The sequence below is a fragment of the Mesorhizobium sp. M0491 genome (genome assembly GCF_040321265.1).
Lineage (GTDB): Bacteria > Pseudomonadota > Alphaproteobacteria > Rhizobiales > Rhizobiaceae > Mesorhizobium.
On record NZ_JAMYRE010000004.1, the window covers coordinates 333,983 to 353,469 of the forward strand.

A 19,487-nucleotide genomic window follows, 5' to 3' on the forward strand; every position below is an offset into this window, starting at 1 on the left:
CGATCCGCTCCGCGTCGGGTGGCAGGGTGTTGTTTGAAGGAGTGGGTGCGTTGGCCATTGGACGTCACTCTCAGGATCATTTTTTCTCGACAACTTATAAGTTATAAGATATTCCTCGCCGAAGCAACCGCCTATCTGGTCGCAAGGAGAATTTTGATGAACAACGAATCGCGCGTGCTGGACATGGCCAGGCACTTTCATTCCCAAACGGATCCACGCCTGCATGAGGATCATGGTCCGTTGACGATCGTGGCCGGCGAAGGCGCGACCGTCACGGATGACGCGGGCAACCGCTATATCGAGGGCATGGGCGGACTCTGGTGTGCCTCGCTCGGCTTCAGCGACAGCCGGCTGGCCGCCGCTGCTGACCGCCAGATGCGCAAGCTCGCCGTCTATCACACCTTCAATCACCGCTCGAATGAGCCCACCGTCGAACTCGTTGAACAGCTTACCGCGTTGGCGCCGTTCGACCACGCGCGCGTCTTTCTGGTCGGCTCCGGTTCGGAAGCCAATGACACGATGGTCAAGCTCGCCTGGTATTACCAGGCCGCGCGGGGACGTCCGGAGAAACGCAAGATCATCAGCAGGTTTGGCGCCTTCCACGGCAGTACGATCATGGGCGCGGCGCTGAGTGGGCTGCCGCACATGCACAAGTCCTTCAACCTGCCGCCGCTTCCCGTCATATTCGCCGCGCGGCCGTTCCACTATCTCGACGGTCTGCCGGGCGAGGCGGAGCATGACTACGCCACGCGCCTGGCCCAGGAACTCGAGGCCCTGATCCTGGCGGAGGGGCCAGAGACGATTGCCGCGATGATCGCAGAGCCAGTCATGGGCGCCGGCGGCGTGCTGGTACCGCCGGAGAATTATTTTCCAAAGGTTCAGGCGGTGCTGCGCAAATACGACATTCTGATGCTGGCCGACGAGGTGGTCTGCGGTTTCGGACGCACCGGAAATTGGTTCGGCAGCCAGACTTTTGGCATGGAACCGGACATGCTGTCGGTCGCCAAGGGGCTTTCATCCGGTCATCTGCCCATTGGCGGCGTCATTATCTCCGACAAGGTCTACCAGTGCGTCGCCGACGAGGCCCACAAGGTCGGCGTGTTCGGCCACGGTTTCACCTATTCCGGCCATCCGGTGACAGCCGCCGTCGCCGCCGAGGCGATCAGGATCTACCGCGAGATCGATCTCGTGAGCCAGGCGCGCCGTCTCGGCGATTATCTGCATGCAGCGCTCGCGGACGCGCTCAACGACCATACACTGGTCGGCGAGGTCCGCGGCCGCGGTTTTATAGCGGGGATCCAGATCGTCGAGGATCGCGCCACCCGTCGCGCCTTTGCGCCGGAGCTGCGAATTGGCACCGATGTCGAGCGGCGGTGCCGCGAGCACGGAGTCATGATCCGCAACATGGGCGACGTGCTGGCAATCTGCCCGCCCTACGTCATCGCCCCTAAAGAGATCGATTACATGGTTGATGGCATTCGCGCGGCTCTTGATGAGACCGCGGCGGCCCATGCGCGGACTGACCAGTCGGCATGAACCCGCCCGGCGTGCGGCGAGACGTCGCTGGAGGGGCCGGCCGCGCGAAAGGCGCTTGGGCAAGCGCGAGCCGCAGCCAGCATACAGGATCCTGATTGTCTTATCCGAACGGAGGCCAGACCATGCTTCAGAAAACCAGCCATTTCATGCGCCAGGCCAATCTCATCAACGGCGAATGGGTGCAGGCCGACAGCGGCCAGACGGTCGACGTCAACAACCCGGCCACCGGTCTCAAGATCGGCACCGTGCCGAAGTCGGGCAAAGCCGAGACCCGCCGCGCCATCGAAGCCGCCGCGGAAGCTTTCAAGACCTGGCGCAAGACGACCGCGCTCGAGCGCTCGAAGCTGCTGCGCAAGCTGCACGACGCGATGATGGACAATCAGGACGTGCTGGCCGAACTGCTGACCATCGAGCAGGGCAAGTCGCTGTTCGAATCGAAGGGCGAGATTGGCTCTGCCGCGGCCTACATATTGTGGTTCGCCGAGGAAGGCCGCCGCACCTATGGCGACGTGGTGCCGTCGCCGTGGGCGGATCGCCGTATCCTGGTGACCAAGGAACCGGTCGGCGTCATCGCCGCCATCACGCCGTGGAATTTCCCGTCCTCGATGCTGGCCCGCAAGCTCGGCCCGGCGCTCGCCGCCGGCTGCACCGCAGTGGTCAAGCCGGCCTCGCAGACGCCATATTCGGGCCTCGCCTGGGGTGCGCTCGCAGAGGAGGTCGGCTTCCCCAAGGGCGTCGTCAACATCCTGACCGGTTCGGCAAGCGAGATCGGCGACGAGATCTGCGCCAATCCGCTGGTGTCGAAGATCACCTTCACCGGATCGACGGAAGTCGGCAAGCTTCTCATCCAGAAGTCGTCGGTCACCGTCAAGAAAGTGTCGATGGAACTCGGTGGCAACGCGCCGTTCATTGTCTTCGATGACACCGACCTCGAGCGTGCGGTCGCCGGTGCGATCACCGCCAAGTATCGCAATTCCGGCCAGACCTGCGTCTGCACCAACCGCTTCCTTGTCCAGGCTGGTGTCTATGACAAGTTCGTCGAGAAGCTCGCTGCCGCCAGCAATGGGCTGAAGGTCGGCTCCGGCCTCGAGGACGGCGTGCAGCAGGGGCCGCTGATCGACGAGAAGGCGGTCGAGAAGGTCGAAGAACTGATCGCCGACGCCACATCCAAGGGCGGCAAGATCGTTGCCGGCGGCAAGCGCCATGCGCTCGGCGGCTCGTTCTTCCAGCCGACCGTCATCGCCAACGCGACACCCAATATGCGCTTCATGAAGGAAGAGATCTTTGGGCCGGTCGCCCCGGTGTTCAAGTTCGAGACCGAAGAGGAAGCGATAGCGCTCGCCAACGACACCGAATTCGGCCTCGCCTGCTATTTCTACACCGGCGATCTCGGCCGCGCCTTCCGCGTCATGGAAGGGCTGAAATACGGCATGGTCGGCGTCAATGAAGGCCTCATCACCACGCCGGAGGCACCCTTCGGCGGCGTCAAGGAATCCGGCCTCGGCAAGGAAGGCGGACATCAGGGCATCGAGGATTACCTCGACACCAAATATGTCTGCATCGGCGGCCTCGGCTCTAGTGCGCCGGCTTTTCCCGCGTCTCAGAACGCGGAATGACGAACCCGCGGGTGATCCGGTGAAAATCTTTCCGGTTCCGAGGAGAAGTGACCTAAGATCGTGAGCGCCCTATGCTCTTACGTTTCCGGAAAAAGCTTCGGAAACAGCGCGTCCAGAGCGTCCGCCGGAAAGCGTAGGGACACTGGGCCCTTTGGCGTTTCCGACGCCAATAGTCCGAGCGCGATTACGTCATTGAACACTCGACGCGCCGTACGTTCGGGTAGTCCGCTAATACGGGATGCCTCGCCGCGGTCAAACTCACCGCGCGTGAGCGCTTCCTCCACGAGGCGGCCGGCTTCGGGCTTCAGACCACTGCGCTCCACATGCCGATACAGCCGCTTGGCCAACGTGTCGAGATCGAACAGTCCGGTCATGAAGCTCACCTGATCGATACACGCCTGCAGGAACCATAAGGTAAAATCGCCGAGTGCGCGTTCGGAGAGGTTGCAACGTCCGTCGAGATCACCCTGGCGGGGCATATCGGCATGATCCATCATGCTCTTGTAATCCGTTCGGCTTTTCACGCCACGTGCCAAGCCTCGTGAGATCGACCACAGCCCGTGCGCGGCGACCCCGGCCTGAGGGCCATGGCGTGGCTCATCAATCGGCTGACGCGTCCGTTGCCGTCCGGAAACGGGTGAATGTAGTTGAAGCGGTGATGCGCGGCAGGAATGGTCAGGATGCGTCCGGCCTTGCCCAGCTTATCGAAGCGATAACGCATGGCAAAGTATTGCATGAAATCGTTGACGCGATCGCTCGAAGGCGGTTCATGCCGGCCGATGGCGACGTCATGCTCTGGCTTCGATCGCCACTCACCTGGCGCCATGACGAACTCACGGCCGGAACCCTTGATGGTCAGCATGGGCGATTCCGCATCGCGGTAGAATTCCGCATGCAGCCATCGAAGAAAACCTACCGATGCCGGTTCCGGCAACTGCCCATCGGCAGCCAGGCGGTCGATCTCGGCTTGCACGCGAACGTGCGCGGCCGCCTCGAGCTGCAGATTGCGGCGGTTCTCGTCTCGATCGAAATTCCGACCAGCGCCCGTTCGATGTCGCGCGGGCGCGTATCGTGGCCTTCGATCAGGTTGCTGTAGTAGGTGTTCATGATGCGCACGAGATGGGGCGAGGTTGGCTGCGGTACGCGAGTGCAGGCTTTTGCCCAAAACAGCCGACGTCGCCAGGCTTGGACACAAATCGATGCTGCCGATGATGATCATGGCCGATGTTCGGCAGGCCTATCGTACTGACAACTACGCACAAACCGTAATTGGGGGAGCCATCTGGCCGATGCTTTGGCCGATCTATGACGATCGGCCGGACTCAGACAGGTTCGAGGTGGAAAACAGGCAGCTTTAAACATGGTTCTGCCTCGGCCAGCGCAAGATTCGCCTGGAGCTTCGCTTATGCTGTGTGAGCTTGTTCTCTCGCGCCCGAATTCCCCATGGATGGCCCAAAAGCAGGCGATCCATTTGTCATTTTTAAGTGCGTCGGACTGCCAGTTGATCGCGTTCTGACCCGACTGGGAGTTCAAGTTTGACCTGAAACTGACCGGGTGCTGGATGGCAGGCTTCATCCCCACCGGTCTGATATGAAACAACGTCCGGCCCCGAGGCTAGGCTGCAATCTCGGATGGCTTGTATGCGCCGTTTTTTTAGAGCGTGTTGCGGGCTTGGTCTGCTCAACCTCGGAGCTCTACGCTTCACGGCGTTAGGATGAGCGTTCGAGGCGCAGGATTACTGCCGACACTGCTCTTCTTGTTCGCATTGGGCAGTTCCCGTTGGAAGCTTCCATCTTGCCGACTGCTGAGTTTGGAGTCGCCGTAGCTGTGAAATCGAAAAGAAGCCCATAGGCAACGTTTGCCGCGACGCTACTGAGAGCTGGTCACCGGGAGAGCCGAAGGTAGAACGAAGTTGTCTCGTTGAGCTTGTATGTGGCGCCAGCATAGAAGGCCCAGTTCCCACCCCAAGGCTTATACAAACCGCCACCGTTAGCGCCGATCGCGTTCATGGCCTCGTCCTTTTGGCAGAGATCACCACGGTCGCTAGCTGGCGAGCAAAGTCCGTCCCAGCGCTGCATTATCTCGTCGGATCCGGCAAGCTGGCAGAATTTCCCAGGCGGAGCTGACGGGGAGGGATGGTGGGAACAAAACGGTGCGCGTGAGGTCTCGGCGGGAACAGCCAAGACATCTAAGCGGAACGGACTGGCATAACGCAAAGACACAGGCGAGCTCAGCGGCAAGGTGGTTTGTTATCACCATGGGACGCCTGCCGCGTCAAACGGTGGTGTCGTGGGTCGAGACGGCGAGGGCAGCGGTCGCCATGCGCCCCGACCGGCTTGCCAGCGCTGCCCGCGCTGAACAGCATGCGGCTGTCGCCGTGACGCTGGTTGCCGCCGGCTACCGGGAGATCGGGCTCGACCATTTCGCCTTGCCGGACGACGAGCTCGCGCTGGCACAGGAAACCGGTCGCCTGCGACGTAACTCGTTGGGCTACTCGGCTGACACCTGCAGAACCCTGATCGGTTTCGGCGCGTCGGCTATCGGCCGCACCGGCCAGGGATACGTTCAAAACGAAGTTACACGGGATTCCTACATCCAGCACATCGCAGCTGGCCGACTGGCTACATCGAAGGGCCATCGCCTCACAGACGACGACCGCGTGCGAGCCGCAATTATCGAGCGATTAATGTGCGATTTCGAGGCTGACGTGCCGGCAATCTGTGTCGCCCACGGATCTGATCCGATCCGTCTTCGCGGTTCAGATGAGCGTTTGGCGATGCTGGCCAAGGACGGAATAGTGGACTTCGAAAACGGTTTTGTCCGCGTACGGCGGGAGCATCGCTTTGGGATTCGCGCTGTCGCTGCCGCATTCGATGCTTTTAGGGATGGCGTTACGTATCCCGCAGGTGAGGGCAAGCAGACACACGGAAGCTAACACAGGGGGTATCTTTTGCCGGAGAGAACGAGCTGCCATCGTGCGGTGCCCGGTTAGTAGTGAAGCGCCGTAAAATGTCGACATAGGCGTTGGTGAACTGGACCGAACGACGAGAACAGCCTATCCAGTGTGTTGTCGGCAGTTAGTTCGAAAGTCCTGCTACACCCGATCCGATGCCTCTCAACGCCGAGGCCGCACCTCCGTGCCGAAGCCGGCCTTCCCAATGGTGGGTCGAGCCGTCGCTTACCCCGTGCTTGCCTCACAGATCCGCGACCGAGAACCCAGCCTCATGCTCCCGCCCTGCCGGGGCCTAGGTCAATCTAGCATGAAAGGAACACGTCGGAACCTGGGATATCGCTTGCCCGGCCGGGCGGCGATAGCCTTGTCGGGGCAGCGAGGAGCCGTAGCCGATGATGAACGCACAGGAGAAGTCTGGCGTGAATGGGGCGATGATTGTCAAGCTTTGCTCTCGAGTCATTTCGTCAACCATCTTGCGTGACCGATTGGCGACCATCTCCTCGTCCCGACCTTATATTACCCGTTGCCTGTCGCCGCCAGCGCGCAGTGACTTGTCAAGGATGGAGGCCCGCAGACCCCATCGCGCGGCGACTTGTCCTTGACGGTCACGAGCACGGCGGCAGGTTTGCCGTGGTCGGGGAGCCCTTCCTTGGGCGGAGCCGACGACGGTGTTCGAGGGGAACTCGCCATGAGCCGGGTGCGCAGAGATCGTCCGACGCTCTTGTATTTGCTGGATCCCAGCCGGCTCCGCCTCCGACTGCCTCGGTAGCTCGGTATCCTGAGCGCGTCGGCGGCATCATGCCATTATCATCCTACGAATTGCATGCTCCATCGTCCTGGACGAGACCGGTTTGGCTAGCCAAAGGACGAAGGTCTGATTACCAGATGTGATCGGCATGGGGTCGCTTCCACCAACGACGATGATGGGCACCGTCATCAGGGTGGTACGTAGAGCTTCGGGCTGTCCTGGCCCGAGGAAAGTCGCTTTATCGAAAATTAGGAGGTCGGCTGCCTTCCCGCTCTCGATCCAGTCGCAAAGACTCTCGAAGGTCGCGAAGCCGACCGGCTTATAACCCAGCGCGGCGATCTTATCCTTGTAGATCTCCAACGCTGCTGGATCGGGGTCAACGACTGCAATGATTTCTCCGTTGCCAAGTGATCCATCGCATGGGCCGAAAGCGCTATCAGCTCTGACCTGCTCCTCAGCGCAGGCCGGTAAGTAGAGATCGAAGCGTGTACCTCGGCCAACAGCCGAGGTGACGTCAAGGCATCCTGCGAGCGCGCTCACATGGCGGTCCACTGCAGCAAGACCCAGTCCGGTCCCGCCGACGCGAGAGCGCGTGGTAAAAAAGGGCTCAAAGATATGCGGAAGCACCGAACTTGCGATTCCTTGGCCATCGTCGCTGATGGAGAGGAGAACGTAATCTCCCGGTTTCAAGGTGCCCTTAGCCACGGGCTTCGTTTGACAGACGTGAGCGCGAGAAACGCTAATCTCGACACGGCCCTCATTCAAGAGAGCCTCCGACGCGTTCTTGCATAGATTCATAAGGATCTGCTGTATCTCGGTCGGGCTGCCCTCGATCACCGTTTGCCACTCGTTGATCTTGAAGTTCAACTGAACATCCGCACGAAGTGTAACCCGCAGCAATGGCGCGAGATCCATTACACTCTCCGAGACGTCGAAAGGCATCGTCACGCGCTTCCGATTTCGGCTTAGTGACAAAATTTGATCAATAATCAGTTTGGCTCGGTTGCTGGCCAAGATAATTTGGCCGATGTGGCCCCGAATTCTCGAGGGGCGACGCACAAGACCTTTAGCCATCTCTGCGTAGCCGACTATTGCTCCTAGAACATTATTGAATTCATGTGTAACGCCGCTTGCGATTGTGCCGACAGCCGTCAGCCTTTCCGCATGCTCCCATCGACTCTCAAAAAGGTTACGTTCCGTGTGTACACGTTGCATTTCAAGATGGTTGCCTAAACGCACAGTAGCGCTCGCCAGAACCAGGAGGTCGTCTGTGGAGGGTGGTGAGCGATCTCCTTCAAAAACAAGGATACAAACCGCAGCCTGCTGATCGGAGGCCCGGCAACAAACAATTTGACAAACACCGGTAGTGCCTACGGCAGTCCGAACCACTTCCGACGCCGGAACGACGCGAAACACTGGCTGTTCCGGGTGTACAAGTGAGACGACTTCATGGATTAGCGTGGCGTTCCAGACGCGCATGCGCTTGTTCGCGACAAAGTACTCGGTATTCCTGCTGATACTCGGATCCACCAGAGCAAGCGCGCATTGATCCGCATCGAAAACGCATTGAATGAGTCTAAGCGCCGCTTCGGTGGAGAAGCGCCGCGAAGCCTTCGTTGCTTGACTGTCGATGAAACAAGCTTCGATCTCACTCATCGCCGCTTCAAGCTCTAACCGCCTTTCCAACCGGTTCGTCCGCACATGCAGCGTGGAGGCTCGAATGGTCGCAAACAAGCAGAGGCATATGGACACCAAGCCAAAGAAAAGCCGTGTACGCTGCGCTTGCGCGCTGGCGAAGCTGTAGGCTTTCAGATGTTCTCGCTCCAATTCGGCAGCCTTGGCGAACGTGTCGAAGGATGGGATCCGATTGACAGCGCGGTCCAACCTCAACATTGAGGACAGGATAGCGCGGCCCTCGCGGGCAACATCCTCCGTGACTTGGTCCTGGCTAGGAGGAAGTCGGCGGAGAGACTGATCGATTTGTAATGCGAGGCTGAATCCCGGTCTGGCCGAAAATTGAAGGATCAGATTGGAAAATTCAGGCCTGTTCGACACTCCCCCCCGAAGGCGATTAGCCGAGCGAGCAAAGCGTACGAGAGAGCTTTGCAGAAGCTCATTTTGCGCGGCCGAGGCCGAGATGGCAGCTTCTGTGTTTCCGAGGGAATTTTTGAGCTGTGCAACCAACCTGGAGTGCACCCCGGAGCTCTCATTGGGCGAAATCTCAACAAGGCGTTGGTAGTTTTGAAGGTTCCTTTTTAATGCTTGCCCGGTAGAAGCAACGGAACGGAAGTCCAATACCATGTCGGCGCGGGCGACGTCTCGCTGGAGCAATGCGTAGTTGATCTGAATCGTCCGCAGTTCGCTTAGGACCGCCTCGTTGATCTGGGGGTCTTGCCACTGTATCGCGACCAAGAGCGCAACCGAGGCCACTAGGGCCATTACAGAAGCTTTGTCGGTACTGAGCCATTTTTCCCAAACGAACGGCGTTTGAGCCGCGGTGCGTGCCTTGCGAAGGTCCGAGTTGAATTCTAGCTCCCCATCGCGTCGGTGTGCGGCCGGATGCTGCTGGAACAGGAAAGCCAAGTGTACCTCTCCCCTCAAACAGGCGGTGTAGACACCGTTGCACTCTGCCCCCATGGCCCGCTGACCTTCCATTGATTCGCGGGCGTTTCGACCTCGACGGCGAGGCGGCAGCACAAGGCGGGCAACTGATCGCAGTTTTCGGAACTGGTCTTCCGAGAGATCATCGAAGGGGCATACAAGCGCACGCCTGCAGCAGCCGAGGATGATACCGGCCGGTCAAACGCAACTGGCGAGGGCCGGATCTGCTGTTGGCTGGCAGCTAACACTGGCGGGGCGGCGGCCTCAACTACGGCGTGCCTAGAGCCGGCTGCTGCGAAAGCGTCCGACACGCTTCCCTTGGGGTCATCCCGTCCAGCGGGCATTCTTGGATCGCTGAAAAAAGACGAGGCGGCTTGATGATCCTGCCCTCGCTGAAGCACCTCGCGAAACCCCTTTTCCAGTCGCAGAAGCTCCTCTGGACCGGTAGGCGGCTCGTCAGCTCGACCATCGAACAGCGGCCGGAGCGCCTCGGACACGTGCTGCTCAAAGCCCACTCGCCGGGCCTGGACCGCTTGCCCGTCTTCCAAGCCGGCGTCCTGCACCTGCGACAAAGCTGTTACACGGGATGGATTACTATTTCGCGGGTTCATACTAGCCTCACATCAAACTGTATCGTCAAAGTCCTGCGCCAATTCACACAGCGGGTCATCGAGTTGAGATTCTGCGGAGAGCGCCTCCTCTGCTCCCGTCAAGGGCGCCGGCTCCGGGAGGGCGCCTGTCTGGCTTTCAAAGATGCGTTTCAGAATGCGATCCGAAAAATATCGCACCTTCCTCAATTTTAATGGTGGCAGACCTTTGATGAGAACAATCTCGTAGTCGTCATCGAGCAGCCGAACCTGTTCGGGACGCAATAGCGGTGCACCTTGATGTGAATTCTGAATGTTCCAATCGAACGTTCGCGCCTGGCTGTAGGAAATCGATTGGGCTTGAAATGTGAATCCACCGATAGCTTTGGAAATGTAGTTCGGAGTCTCGTCATCTACCTCGATGTTCCTAGAAGCGCGCCGGCAGCCCGGGCGGGGGGCTTGGGGTTAGACTGCCAGCGCACGCCACTCATAAAGAGCGGCCTCTTTTCGCGGTTCGGACACCCATAGTCAACCCGGCAACGTCTGGATGCCCGCTGTGCTTTTTGCAGAGCGGCGATGCTGGGCATATCGGCCGATCCTGTCTAGGATGGTGTGGCCACTCTCGTCGGCCGAGTTGATGCTCCAGCCAGTATCGCCTTGCCGACCAGCATGAGTTCGCCGTTAGCAATCCATCGTTGCGGGCGTTCCAGTCACGGCCTTCCATTCGGCGATGGCTTGCAAGCGATGAACATGTATGGCGAGAGCAGAACGTTTGGGGCGGGGGACGAAGAGGTTGCGGAGGGCTGACAAGGTCGAGACGAAGCGTTGCAGGCCTCCCGGCGATCGGACCCCTGCATCATCCGCTCCCGTTTTCGCGGCGGCACATGGGAATTCTCCGCTCTGTTGTTCAACCCCTTGTGCGACCGGTGCTCGACGTCCGGCATCATCTGTCGCTTTGCCGCTCCATACGAGCGAAGCTAGTCGGTGATCATGCGCTTCGGCGCGAGCCCCTGCTTCTTCCACAGCCGCGTCAGCAAGCGCAACCTCTCGCAGGGTGCGCTCTCAGAGTTCGTTCCTGCGCAGCGGCCTTGTTATCTCGATACTGGATAAGCGTCTACGAACCTACGCGCCGCATAACGAGCTTTGTTGCGCTGGTCGGTTGCGAAGGGTGGCTCTATGCATCGCAGTGGCGGACGCGAAATCCTCACCATCCTTCTGCATCGCGCTATTTGGCTTGCCGAACACCCAATTTCGCCGGCACGCTGCCGCTGAATACGATGATCATCTCGCATTCTTGCTATGGAGACTGTCGTCCTTCCTGGGCACGCGGCTGACGGCGACGAAAGCGGGTTTATTCATGCAACACCCCTTTTTGGCAGGCAAGCTGGTGGACTTCGGGATGTCGGGGGCGAATATAGCGAAGACTCCCGCCGCTCGCTGATGCATTCTGGACGCAACCGCATCGAGCCGATGTGTTCGAGACGCTTCGCGGCTGCAGTCGCCGAACGATGGCGTGGTTATGCGACCTGTTCGGCATGGCTACCCCCGTCCAGTCAGGCGTTCACGAAGGTGTTTGTCGAGAGTTCGTGGAGAAAGTCCGCCACTTATCGTTGGCGAGGGCTTTGCTCCGGAGTGGCGATCGGTGCGCTGATCGACAGGCAGGCTCTGGCCAAAATCGAATCCCATGCCGTCGCGAAAGGCCGCAGAATCGATGCGGGGGCAAACGCATCGCGCAAATGGCACGTCGAACTATCGGTCCGGTCTCCAGCGAGATGACCATCGCGCAAGAAAGAGACATTCGGGCGGCTGGCGCCTGTGATTGCTTCGACGATGCGGATAGGTCGTGCATGAGGCCAACGACACGATCTACGGCCTTCCCCCACATTTGTGCCTCAAACGGAAGCGTGTTTGGCGTGTCGCCGAGGCCTTGGAATATGGCATAGTGGTATGAACACGGGACGCATGTCGTCGGAAGCCGCGCCTTTCGGCCGAGTGAAGCAGTCCGGCATCGGGCGGGAGGGTTCCCGCCATTGCCTCGAGGACTACCTCGAAATGAAATACCTCTGCACGGGCGGCATCTGAAGCATGGGCTTGCAGGGCTCGCAGACCGGTAAACCAGCGAGCCATCTCCAAATATGTGAATTGTGGATTGCTCCTCGACGGGAGCTGAGGGGCGGCTCCGCAAGCCTTACGACGCTCTTTGCGAGCCGTAGCTGCCGAGCTGGCAAAAGGCCGGGCTACGTCGCGCCAGCGCAATCGGCGCGCAGAAAATTAGGCCTACCCGCTCCGGGACCGCGGACCTCGTCAGCTTCTCGTAAGTATGCCCGAGTAGGTTGCTCAGCTGATCTGTGGACGTGAGGCTAACGTGAACCGGCACAAATTTGACCTATCCAATGTAACAGGTTGGCGGCAGGTGCAGCCCCCGGCATCTCAAGAGCAAGCGGCACAGGCCGGGCAAGAGGGCTTTGAGCAGCGCTCGGGCGAGGCGCGCCAAGCCGCTGCCCAAATTCCCGCCCCCGGCGTTCCGGCTCTGCCAGACCCGTTCCATCCTCATCCGTCTCACGGAGACCTGAGCCTCATCGAAGGCGCGGCCCCATGGGAAGCGCAGCCCATGATGCAAGGGAGCGGACAAGAACACGCCGCGGCGCCGTACGCCGGAGGCAGTGGGTCGATGCTAGGTGCCTCGGTGCTGCAGCCGGGTCACTCAACGGCGCGCCATCATCATGCGCCGGATTCGTCAGTGGGTGATCTGAATCCTTCCGCACCGTTCGAGTTGCGTGACCATGCTCGTTCCCCCGTGCCGGCGGCGGTGCAGCCAGATCCTCCAGTAGTGGTCTCCGACGGTCGCGGCTGCAAGCGTCCTCTTTATTCCAACGATGCGACCGTTGTCGAAGGGCTGAGGTCACTCTACGCGGGTAAGGCCAAGGAGGAAACGGTCAAGCGCCATGTAAATTCTCTTTACGGCTTTGGTCGTTGGCTCTTTAAAAATAACAAGCCGGGATTTGCTGCTCGGCTTCACGAGGAGTCGCTGGATGAAGATCTCAAGGAGTACGAGAGCAGTGGTGGCTCCTCGACTGTGGCTGTGGCACTGCGTCGTCTCAGAGAGTCGGCGGGCGGAGTGCCAATGGTGGGCCGCGCTGTCCTGAATCCCGACCCTGCCGACGCCGTGCTCATCAAAGAGTACAAAGCGGCTCTCATCAAAGAGTACAAGGGAGCGCCTGCGACCGGGCCGAATCGCCAAACCATTCACGACTATGGAGCTACTCTTAGACGTTTCAGTGAATACCTGGTTGAAAACAACAAGCCGGGGATTGCGGCTCGGCTTCACGAGGAGTCGCTGGATGAAGATGCCAAGCGCTATAAGGCCTCCAGTGGTGACCGGAGGATCATTGCACTAGCTCAACTCCGGAAGTTCCTGCCGTCCGCCGCACTCGGGCGCGAAATTGCCCTTGCTGCTCGTCCGGAAGACGCACTCGGCATGGAGGCTCGTGCCATTGGGGACGCCGCTGCGCAGCACAGCGGGCCGCAGAAGGCATTGGGTCGGCCAGAGAAGCTCCCTGGGGAAGCTAATGAAGACGCCGCTGTTCTGCCATCGTCTTTCGTACCAACTGGGCACCATCACCAAGCCTCGGATCCCGCAGAGTCCTTTCGTCCCCTGATCTGGCGCGACGGCGACCAGCGCGCGCCGGACGAGCGGATCGCTGCACAGGACAGGAGCAACCTGCTACCAAGCGAGGAGGTGCCACTGAGGCCACCGGAATTCGCTCCTCCCAGCTTGCGGGCGGGGAATTCCGCCTCGCCAGAGCTCTTTCCTGAGGGGATGTCCCCCGCGGTCGAAGGGTTTTTTGGTGTTTTCGGCGACCCCAGCGGGCGGGTGCTCGGCGCATTGCAATTGCTAGGCGACGAACATATCCACAGGGATTACCAGCTCCTGGAGCAGGAGTTGCAGGGGAACAATCCAGAACTCGCCGCCCGGACGCGGTTCGTGGATCCCCTCGTAGCCAATTATCATCTGCGCTTGGGCTCCGAGAGCGACAAGCTAAGCGCATTCCAGCGCATCGTCCATAATCAGAACGGTAACGACACAGCCGACTTCCTGTTCGTGCCAGTGAGCGATGGCGGTAAGACTCTTGCGGAGCGCGGCAAACATTGGTCGCTGCTGTTCGTTGATCGCAGCGACCGGGAACGGCCGGTTGCCTATCATTATGACTCCGTCAGCGGATGGCATGACAAGCTTGCAAAACACCTCGCAGAAAGGCTGGGCGCCAGCCTGGAGACCCGCGTGGACTTACCCCGCATCGCCCAGCAGAGCAACGAGTGGGATTGCGGAGTCTACGTGGTGGACGGCACGCGGGCGCTGGTTGGGCGATTGCAAAGATGGCAGCCAGACCTGCCAGACCTGAACCTCAACAACCTCGTCGTCAATCGGCAGGCACTACAAACCCGACTCATGGGTGACGATACATCTGGAACGGCAAATTATCTCACGAACTTTGAACTCATGGACCGACAGGCGCGAGACGCGGTTAAGGAAAGCCCCGTTGGGACGTTTCACCAGCGGATCAAGCGGCTCGGCCAGTCAGCGCGAGCGTTGCACGACAGAGCCCTGGCTCCAGTCGCGCCGGACCAAGGCAACCCAGACTCGGTGTTCGTACGGGACGTTGTTCCCGGGGAAACACGCCATCATCATGCGCCGGATTCGTCAGTGGTTGATCTGAATCCCCCCGCACCGTTCGAGTTGCGTGACCATGCTCGTTCTATGCCGGCGGCGGTGCAGCCAGATCCTCCAGTAGTGGTCTCCGGTCGCGACAAGCGTCCTCTTTATTCCAACGATGCGACCGTTGTCGAAGGGCTGCGGTCAGCACTCTATGCCGGTAAGGTCGGGGAGCGCACGGTCACGGACCATGTAAATTCTCTTCTCGGCTTTGGTCGTTGGCTCTTTGATAATAACAAGCCGGGATTTGCTACTCGGCTTGACGATCCGTTGCTGGATCAGGATCTCAAGGAGTACCAGCGCGAGAGTGGCTCCTCGAACGTGGCTAGAGCACTGGGTCGTCTCAAAGAGTCGGCGGGCGGAGCGCCAATGGTGGGCCGCGCTGCCCTGAATCCCGACCCTGCCGACGCCGTGCTCATCAAAGAGTACAAAGCGGCTCTCATCAAAGAGTACAAGGGAGCGCCTGCGACCGGGCCGAATCCCAAAACCACTCAGGACTATGCGGCTACTCTTAGACGTTTCAGTCAATACCTGCATGAAAACAACAGGCCGGGGATTGCGGCTCGGCTTTACGAGGGGTCGCTGGATGAAGATGCCAGGCGTTATTTGGACTCCAGTGGTAACCGGTGGATCAGTGCACTAGCTCATCTCCGGAAGTTCCCGCCGTACGCCGCACTCGGGCGCGAAATTGCCCTTGCTGCTCGTCCGGAAGACGCAGTCGGCATGGAGGCTCGTGCCATTGGGGACGCCGCTGCGCAGCACAGCGGGCCGCAGAAGGCATTGGGTCGGCCAGAGAAGCCCCCTGGGAAAGCTAAGCAGCTGAGCGAGATCGGCAATTCAGGCGCTCGCGTGCTGATGCAGGCCCCCACCCATCAAGTGGGTGCATTGGCATGGGAGGCGCAGCCCATGATGCTGGGGGACGAGCACCTGGCACCGCATACCGGAGGCAGTGGGTCGATGCTGGGTGCCTCGGTGCTGCAGCCGGGTCACTCAACGGCGCGCGATTCGTCAGTGGTTGATCTGAATCCCCCCGCACCGTTCGAGTTGCGTGACCATGCTCGTTCTGTGCCGGCGGCGCCTGCCGGGCCAGCGTTCGCCAGGGCTGAGGAGACGCCCTCCGCGGTTGGCGAGGCCGCGGAGGCCGCAAGGTGGGCTCGGTTGCAAAAGCAAATGGACGAACCAGTGCATGATCCCGGCCCTCAAGTGGATACATCGCCATGGGAGGCGCAACTCATGGTGCAAGGGAGCGGACAAGAACACGCCGCGGCGCCCTACGCCGGAGACAGTGGGTCGAGGCTAGGTGCCTCGGTGCTGCAGCCGGGTCACTCAACGGCGCGCCATCATGATGCGCCGGATTCGTCAGTGGTTGATCTGAATCCCCCCTCACCGTCCGAGTTGCGTGACCCTGCTCGTTCTGTGCCGCCGGCGCCTGCCGGGCCAGCGTTCGCCAGGGCTGAGGAGACGTCCTCCGCGGTTGGCGAGGCCGCGGTGGCCGAAAGGTGGGCTCGGTTGCAAAAGCAGAAGGTCGACGCTGATTTGTCGGGATATTTCGACTCGATTCCGCACGCGGACCTTCTACGATCGCCATGGGAGGCGCAACTCATGACGCAAGGGAGCGGACAAGAACACGCCGCGGCGCCCTACGCCGGAGGCAGTGGGTCGATGCTGGGTGCCTCGGTGCTGCAGCCGGGTCACTCAACGGCGCGCGATTCGTCAGTGGTTGATCTGAATCCCCCCGCACCGTTCGAGTTGCGTGACCATGCTCGTTCTGTGCCGGCGGCGCCTGCCGGGCCAGCGTTCGCCAGGGCTGAGGAGACGCCCTCCGCGGTTGGCGAGGCCGCGGTGGCCGCAAGGTGGGCTCGGTTGCAAAAGCAAATGGACGAACCAGTGCATGATCCCGGCCCTCAAGTGGATACATCGCCATGGGAGGCGCAACTCATGGTGCAAGGGAGCGGACAAGAACACGCCGCGGCGCCCTACGCCGGAGACAGTGGGTCGAGGCTAGGTGCCTCGGTGCTGCAGCCGGGTCACTCAACGGCGCGCCATCATGATGCGCCGGATTCGTCAGTGGTTGATCTGAATCCCCCCGCACCGTCCGAGTTGCGTGACCCTGCTCGTTCTGTGCCGCCGGCGGTGCAGCCAGATCCTCCAATAGGGGTCTCCGGTCGCGACAAGGGTCCTCTCTATTCCAACGATGCGACCATTGTCGAAGGGCTGAGGTCAGCATTGGAGAGCACGGTCAAGCGCCATGTAAATTCTCTTCTCGGCTTTGGTCGTTGGCTCTTTGATAATAACAGGCCGGGATTTGCTGCTCGGCTTCACGAGGAGTCGCTGGATCCGGATCTCAAGGAGTACGAGAGCAAGAGTGGCTCCTCGGACGTGGCTAGAGCAGTGGGTCATCTCAAGACGTGGGCGGGCGGAGCGCCAGTGCTGGACCGCGCCGCTGTCCTGAATAATCCCGACCCTGCCGACGCCGCGCTCATCAGAGATTACACAGCGGCTCCCATCAAAGAGTACAAGGCAGCGCCGACCGGGCCGAATCCCGCTACCATTCAGACCTATGGATCTGCTCCTAGACGTTTCAGTGAATACCTGGTTGAAAACAAAAAGCCGGGGATTGCGGCTCGGCTTCACGAGGGGTCGCTGGATGAAGATGCCAAGCGCTATAACAACTCCGGTGGGATCAGTGCACTAGCTCATCTCCGGAAGTCCGAACTCGGGCGCGAGCTCCCTGGGAAAGCTAATGAAGACGACGCTGTTCTGCCATTGCCTTTCGTGCCAACTGGGCCCCATCACCAAGCCTCGGATCCCGCAGGGTCCTTTCGTCCCCTGATCTGGCGCGACGGCGACCAGCGCGCGCCGGACGAGCGGATCGCAGCACAGGACAGGAGCAACCAGCTACCAAGCGAGGAGGTCCTCATCAACCGTGAGCATGATACAGCGGAGTTGAGACCAGCGAAGAGGCAAAGGACCCCGAACAGTCGTCTGCAGGACGTTGCCACTGAGCCGCAGCTGAGCGAGATCGGCAATTCAGGCGCTCGCGTGCTGATGCAGGCCCCCACCCATCAAGTGGGTGCATTGCCATGGGAAGCGCAGCCCATGATGCAAGGGAGCGGACAAGAACACGCCGCGGCGCCGTACGCCGGAGGCAGTGGTTCGATGCTGGGTGCCTCGGTGCTGCAGCCGGGTCACTCAACGGCGCGCCATCATCATGCGCCGGATTCGTCAGTGGTTGATCTGAATCCCCCCGCACCGTCCGAGTTGCGTGACCATGCTCGTTCTGTGCCGGCGGCGGTGCAGCCAGATCCTCCAATAGGGGTCTCCGGTCGCGACAAGGGTCCCCTCTATTCCAACGATGCGACCGTTGTCGAAGGGCTGAGGTCAGCTTACGCGGGTAAGGTCAAGGAGAGCACGGTCAAGCGCCATGTAAATTCTCTTCTCGGCTTTGGTCGTTGGCTCTTTGACAATAACAGGCCGGGATTTGCTGCTCGGCTTGACGAATCGTCGCTGGATCAGGATCGCAAGGAGTACGAGAGCAGGGGTGGCCCCTCGGAGTACGAGAGCAGGGGTGGCCCCTCGATCGTGGCTAGAGCACTGGGTCGTCTCAAGACGTTGGCGGGCGGAGCGCCAGTGGTCGACCGCCCTGTCCGGAATCCCTACCCTGCCGACGCCGCGCTCATCAGAGATTACACAGCGGCTCTCATCAAAGAGTACAAAGAAGCGCCTGCGACCGGGCCGAATCGCGGTACCATTCAGGTCTATGGATCTACTCTTATACGTTTCAGTGAATACCTGCATGAAAACAAAAAGCCGGGGATTGCGGATCGGCTTCACGAGGGGTCGCTGGATGAAGATGCCAAGCGCTATGTGAACTCCGGTGGTAACCGGAGGATCAGTGCACTAGCTCATCTCCGGAAGTTCGCACCCGGGCGCGAAATTGCCCTTGCTGCTCGTCCGGAAGACGCAGTCGGCATGGAGGCTCGTGCCATTGGGGACGCCGCTGCGCAGACCGCGGCACAAGCTCATGGCCACGCAGGAGAGCAGGGACCCATCTCTCGAGCTCAACAAGTCGCGCCAGCGCCGTTTGAACGGCACTTGGGCAAGAAGCGCGAGGCCCAGGACGGACTGACGAGTACACTTGACAGGAGCAACCTCGTGAACAGCGGGGGCGTCATCATAAACAATGAACATTACACAGCGCTGTTGAGACCGGCGAAGAGGCAGAGGACTGATAATCCGCAAAGCCGCGCCATGGGGCGGCAACTGAGCGAAGCAACCACGACGTCCATCAGCCAAGCCTCCGATCAAGCCCGAGCGGACCTAGTGGCTTCCTTCAGAAGCAGGGAGCGCTCCGACGCGGGGCGTTGAGCTCCATGGCTGGGGTCAAGCAGAACAGCTCTCTTGACGACAGAGGCGCTGATGCGATCTCCGGACCGGTAGCTCTCGCCGTAATTGATCAGGCTGGTACTGTTGGAACGCTTGATCAGCCTCGTCACCCCAATCTCCAGCATAGCTCACTGTCACGCGGCCAACGTGCCTCCGTAGCTAACATCTACGTCAGCGTTGAAGAAGTACCCCGCGCCACGGGATGTTTTGACCAGGCGAGGGTTGGCCGCATCAGCCTCCAGCTTTCGGCGCAAGCGCATGATTAGGACATCGATACTTCGATCGTACACCTCTTCTCCACGCACACGGCTCGCGAGCAAAAGCCGTTCTCTGGATAGCACGTTGC

At 60.4% G+C, this 19,487-nt stretch carries 6 protein-coding genes and 5 pseudogenes; 5 read left to right on the plus strand and 6 right to left on the minus strand.

The window, feature by feature from the left end; all coding sequences use genetic code 11:
* Window positions 1-156: 156 nt before the first annotated feature.
* On the plus strand, window positions 157-1,536 hold the full coding sequence (locus NKI69_RS07235; protein ID WP_352793957.1) for an aminotransferase: 1,380 nt from the start codon (window positions 157-159) through the stop codon (window positions 1,534-1,536).
* Between the two features lie 122 nt (window positions 1,537-1,658).
* Complete coding sequence (locus NKI69_RS07240) at window positions 1,659-3,152, plus strand: NAD-dependent succinate-semialdehyde dehydrogenase (RefSeq protein WP_023768617.1); 1,494 nt, start codon at window positions 1,659-1,661, stop codon at window positions 3,150-3,152.
* Between the two features lie 77 nt (window positions 3,153-3,229).
* On the opposite strand, the gene NKI69_RS07245 is transcribed toward NKI69_RS07240, so the two are convergent.
* Both NKI69_RS07245 and NKI69_RS07250 read right to left on the minus strand, forming a co-directional pair.
* Window positions 3,230-3,649 carry a Fic family protein gene (locus tag NKI69_RS07245; protein WP_352720713.1) on the minus strand — a complete coding sequence of 140 codons (420 nt, stop codon included), beginning with the start codon at window positions 3,647-3,649 and terminating at the stop codon, window positions 3,230-3,232.
* A 23-nt stretch (window positions 3,650-3,672) separates the two neighbouring features.
* Complete coding sequence (locus tag NKI69_RS07250; protein ID WP_245264324.1) at window positions 3,673-4,371, minus strand: Fic family protein; 699 nt, start codon at window positions 4,369-4,371, stop codon at window positions 3,673-3,675.
* A gap of 1,047 nt (window positions 4,372-5,418) precedes the next feature.
* Between NKI69_RS07250 and NKI69_RS07255 the strand changes: the two are divergent.
* Window positions 5,419-6,087, plus strand: a pseudogene (locus NKI69_RS07255) (oxygen-independent coproporphyrinogen III oxidase); the annotation flags it as partial.
* 814 nt (window positions 6,088-6,901) lie between these two features.
* Here the strand turns inward: NKI69_RS07255 and NKI69_RS07260 are convergent.
* The 3 genes and pseudogenes from NKI69_RS07260 to NKI69_RS07270 form a co-directional block, all read right to left on the minus strand.
* Window positions 6,902-9,436 carry a two-component system VirA-like sensor kinase gene (locus tag NKI69_RS07260; RefSeq protein WP_352720716.1) on the minus strand — a complete coding sequence of 845 codons (2,535 nt, stop codon included), beginning with the start codon at window positions 9,434-9,436 and terminating at the stop codon, window positions 6,902-6,904.
* A gap of 641 nt (window positions 9,437-10,077) precedes the next feature.
* Window positions 10,078-10,455 (minus strand): annotated as a pseudogene (locus NKI69_RS07265) (type IV secretory system conjugative DNA transfer family protein); the annotation flags it as partial.
* A 267-nt stretch (window positions 10,456-10,722) separates the two neighbouring features.
* Window positions 10,723-11,081, minus strand: a pseudogene (locus NKI69_RS07270) (DDE-type integrase/transposase/recombinase); the annotation flags it as partial.
* Window positions 11,082-11,588: 507 nt separating this feature from the next.
* On the opposite strand from NKI69_RS07270, the pseudogene NKI69_RS33565 reads away from it, so the two are divergent.
* Window positions 11,589-12,123: pseudogene (locus NKI69_RS33565) on the plus strand (aldehyde dehydrogenase family protein); the annotation flags it as partial.
* Window positions 12,124-12,781: 658 nt separating this feature from the next.
* Window positions 12,782-19,123 carry a Ulp1 family isopeptidase gene (locus NKI69_RS07280; RefSeq protein WP_352720719.1) on the plus strand — a complete coding sequence of 2,114 codons (6,342 nt, stop codon included), beginning with the start codon at window positions 12,782-12,784 and terminating at the stop codon, window positions 19,121-19,123.
* Between the two features lie 152 nt (window positions 19,124-19,275).
* On the opposite strand, the pseudogene virG reads toward NKI69_RS07280, so the two are convergent.
* Window positions 19,276-19,487: pseudogene (virG, locus tag NKI69_RS07285) on the minus strand (two-component system response regulator VirG); the annotation flags it as partial.